The sequence below is a fragment of the Lentimicrobium sp. S6 genome, assembly GCF_013166635.1.
Classification (GTDB): Bacteria; Bacteroidota; Bacteroidia; order Bacteroidales; family UBA12170; genus UBA12170.
On the sequence record NZ_JABKBZ010000145.1, the window covers coordinates 1 to 3,834 of the forward strand.

At 35.1% G+C, this 3,834-nt stretch carries 3 protein-coding genes; 2 read left to right on the plus strand and 1 reads right to left on the minus strand.

Translation table 11 applies throughout. The annotated features are described in order from the left end of the window. Positions 1 to 293 precede the first annotated feature (293 nt). Positions 294 to 1,271 (plus strand): T9SS type A sorting domain-containing protein, encoded by a 978-nt coding sequence (locus tag HNS40_RS21695; RefSeq protein WP_172284812.1) that lies wholly within the window; start codon positions 294 to 296, stop codon positions 1,269 to 1,271. Positions 1,272 to 1,378: 107 nt separating this feature from the next. Here HNS40_RS21695 and HNS40_RS21700 read toward each other — a convergent pair whose 3' ends face one another. Beyond that, positions 1,379 to 2,260 (minus strand): nucleoside phosphorylase, encoded by an 882-nt coding sequence (locus HNS40_RS21700; protein ID WP_172284813.1) that lies wholly within the window; start codon positions 2,258 to 2,260, stop codon positions 1,379 to 1,381. Positions 2,261 to 2,371: 111 nt separating this feature from the next. On the opposite strand from HNS40_RS21700, the gene HNS40_RS21705 reads away from it, so the two are divergent. After that, complete coding sequence (locus HNS40_RS21705; protein WP_172284814.1) at positions 2,372 to 3,628, plus strand: competence/damage-inducible protein A; 1,257 nt, start codon at positions 2,372 to 2,374, stop codon at positions 3,626 to 3,628. The last annotated feature ends 206 nt before the right edge of the window (positions 3,629 to 3,834 follow it).

Below are 3,834 nucleotides of genomic sequence, written 5' to 3' on the forward strand. Positions count from 1 at the left end.
CTTCTTTTGTTGTAAATCTTTCTTTAAACGTCTGTCTATCAATGTTTTTTAGTATCCTCATCGTTCCTGAATTTGAATACAATTTACAAAATAATATACTCATATACAACTATTTGTGAACTAAATGGGTAACCCTATAAATCTAGTAAATCTCACTTGAATTCATTTCAAACAACAAATAGCAATTCCTTACAAACAAGACGACTTCTTGCTTTATAGAAGCTTTCTTTGGAAAAGTTGTAAGGACTAGACTACCTTTTGCGACCAATCAATAAATAATATAATTTTAAAAGATGAAACATAGATTAATTACACTATTAATTGTATTGTTGGCATTTTCTGTCCAAAGTCAAACAACTAGAAAAGTAATTGCAGAACATTTTACAAATACCCGATGTAGTATTTGTAGTATTAAAAATCCTTCATTATTTGCTTTGTTGGATAATCACCCAGAAGTAATACATTTATCTATTCACCCTAGTTCTCCCTATTCTAATTGCTTGTTTTCTCAACATAACCCTAGCGAAAATGATGCAAGAACACAGTATTATGGTATTTATGGAAGCACCCCAAGAGTGGTTTTAGCTGGGACAGTAATTCCAAGTCAAAGCCCAATGTTAACTGAGGAGCAGTTGATGGAGCAACAAGATGCCATGAGTGATTATTCTATTCAAGTGCATCAGTTTTATGGCGCAAATGAAACCATTGATGTGAAAGTAAAGATAGAAAGGTTAAGTGGTGTCCCAAGCAATGATGATATGGTTTATGTGGTTTTGGCCGAAAAAGAAGTAGACTATAATGCGCCAAATGGCGAAGATTTGCATCACAATGTTTTTAGGAAGGAATTAGGAAATATGGATCTACCCATGTTGGAAATAGGAGAGGAAGTAGAGTTTACTTATAATTATACTGCTCATTCTGATTGGGTGTTGGATGAGATTTTTGCTTTGGCTATCATTCAAAACTCAAGCAATAAGAAAGTGCTACAAGCAGATGAATCGGACTTGGTTTCGGGAATAACAGGGATTGATTTTACTCAAGCGAAAGAGGTTTCAAATATGGTTTATCCAAATCCATTTACACAAGAAATCAATATACAATCTGGACAAACCTATCAAAATATTATTATTTATAACCTCTTTGGCCAGAAAGTCTTAGAATCTCAAAATACATCCACAATTAATGCTTCTGAACTTGGAAAAGGGATTTATTTATTGGAGTTGATAGATGAGAATGGACAATCATTCTCCACTAAAATCCAGAAACAGTAAGTGGATTTTGTATTCAAGACAAAATCATTGGGGGATTTTTACTCCCTTTATATTAGAGGGCTAATTAAAAATCCACCAATTGCTTAGTATTTTAAAATCAAAGAATGTTACTGCTGACAAATTTGCTCAAGTAGTTCTTCTATCAATTTGACTACAGTTATTTTATAGTCTTTAGAATATTCTTTTCTTTCCCTATTGGCGATGATTGCACAAACGGTCATCGCATGATGGCCTAAAGCTTTAGAAAGTCCATATAAAGCGGAAGTTTCCATTTCAAAGTTGGTTAATTTCTGACCTTGATAGGAAAAGCTACTGATTCTATCATTTAAATCCGGATAAGCCAAGGGCATTCTCAAAACTCTACCTTGAGGGCCAAAGAAACCTGGGGCTGTAGCAGTGATTCCCTTCATGAAATTCTTGCCTACGGTATTTAGTAATTCTTCAGAACCTGGAACGATATAAGCTTTTGGTAAATCATCTGGCCAATTGGTATCTCTTAAAAAAGCTTCGGTCATGTCTTTATCAATAACAGAATTTACTTGCTCGTAGAACCATAAAAGACCATCAATTCCTACTCCATGTGAAGAAGCCAAGAAAGTATCAACAGGAATTTCGGGTTGTAAGGCGCCACTGGTTCCTAAACGATAAAGTCTTAGGCTACGGTGAGAATCTTTAGGGATACGGGTTTTTAAATCGATATTGCAAATGGCATCTAATTCGTTAATGACAATGTCTAAATTGTCGGTTCCCATACCTGTACTTAGCACAGTAATTCTTTTTTTGCCAATATATCCAGTGTGGGTGTGGATTTCTCTATTGGCCATTTTAAACTCTATTTGATCAAAATAAGAAGAAATGACTTCAACTCTTCCTGGATCACCAACCAATATGATGTCATTAGCAATGTTCTCAGGATGAAGGTGTAAGTGGTAGATACTACCATCTGGGTTTATGATTAATTCCGATTCAGCTATGGCTTTCTTATTCATATTAAGATTTTTTATCATGTGAGATTCCCAGCAAAAGCTAATTTTGCAGAAAAAGAGAACAAATATAGGAAAAACACTAAGTAATAAGCATCAAATTTAACATAGATTATAATGAAAGCTAAAGTAGAGATTATCAATATAGGAGATGAATTATTAATAGGCCAAGTTATCAATACCAATGCTTCATGGATGGGTTCCATCTTGAGTGAGCATGGATTTGAAGTCATAAAGATTACAGTAGTTTCTGATGAGGGCTCGCAGATAGAGGATGCTATATCCGCAGCTATGGAAAAATCTGATATTGTATTGATAAGTGGAGGCTTAGGTCCAACCAAAGATGATATTACTAAAAAGGTTTTGGCAGAGTATTTTGATTCTGAAATGTATTTTAATGAGGAAGCATTTCAAAATATTGAAAATCTATTTAAATCTCGAGGCTTTAAAATTACAGGTGTCAATAAAGATCAAGCTAATCTTCCGAAGAAAGCAATCGCTATTCCTAATAAATATGGAACAGCCTACGGAATGTGGTTCGATAAAGATGAAAAGGTAATAGTTTCTATGCCTGGTGTTCCATTTGAGATGAAAACCATGATGGAAAATGAAGTGATTCCTAGATTGGAAGTGCAATTTAAGCCTGAAAAGTATTTCCAGAAAACGATTATGACTACAGGAGTTGGAGAGTCTTTTCTTGCTGGAATAATAGAGGAGGTTGAAGATAATCTTCCGGAGCATATCAAACTGGCTTATCTTCCAAGGCCAGGCTTAGTTAGGCTGAGACTATCAGCAAGAGGAGTTGACGAGCAAATCATTAAAGAAGAAATTCAAGCTGAAGTAGATAAGATCATTTCTATTTTGGGAGATAAAATAGTTTTTGGATATGATGATGTCTCCCTAGAGTCTGCCTTGGCTCAATTACTCCTTCAGCAAAATAAAACTATTTCTACTGCTGAAAGTTGCACAGGTGGCCATATTGCACACATGCTGACTTCCTTAGCAGGCTCCTCTCAGTATTTTCATGGTTCGGTGGTTTCTTATTCTAATGAGGCAAAACATAAGGTTTTAGGTGTGAAAGCTGAGGATATTGAACAATTTGGTGCGGTAAGTGAAACAGTAGTACGACAAATGGCAGAAGGCGCTCGTCGGCAATTAAATACTGATTACTCTATGGCTATCAGTGGTATTGCAGGTCCCGATGGTGGAAGTGTTGAGAAACCGGTTGGCTATACTTGGATTGCTGTTTCTGGTCCAAAAGGAACTATTTCTAAAGTTTATCAATTTGGAGAACATAGAGGAAGAAACATCATGAGAGCAAGCTTAGCCGCTTTAAATATGCTTAGGGTACTGATTATGGATGATGCTGGATGATTATGAATATATTATTCTAGTTGTATTTTGTTTCTGAGCTCATTATCAGTAGTTTAATTCTGTATGGTATTTAATAAAATAGGGTTACCCATTTAAGTCTCGTGTAATTTAATCGAAGCGTAAGCAATCGGTTTATGCTCTACGCATCTCTGAATGATTTTATCTAAAATTGATTGGCGATGATTCCTTCTGTTAAATCTAAAGAA

What these genes read in the sequence shown, in the direction of transcription:
- HNS40_RS21695 (WP_172284812.1), top strand. Translation starts at nt 294, where the DNA reads ATGAAACATAGATTAATTACACTATTAATTGTATTGTTGGCATTTTCT.
- HNS40_RS21700 (WP_172284813.1), bottom strand. Translation starts at nt 2,260, where the DNA reads ATGAATAAGAAAGCCATAGCTGAATCGGAATTAATCATAAACCCAGAT.
- HNS40_RS21705 (WP_172284814.1), top strand. Translation starts at nt 2,372, where the DNA reads ATGAAAGCTAAAGTAGAGATTATCAATATAGGAGATGAATTATTAATA.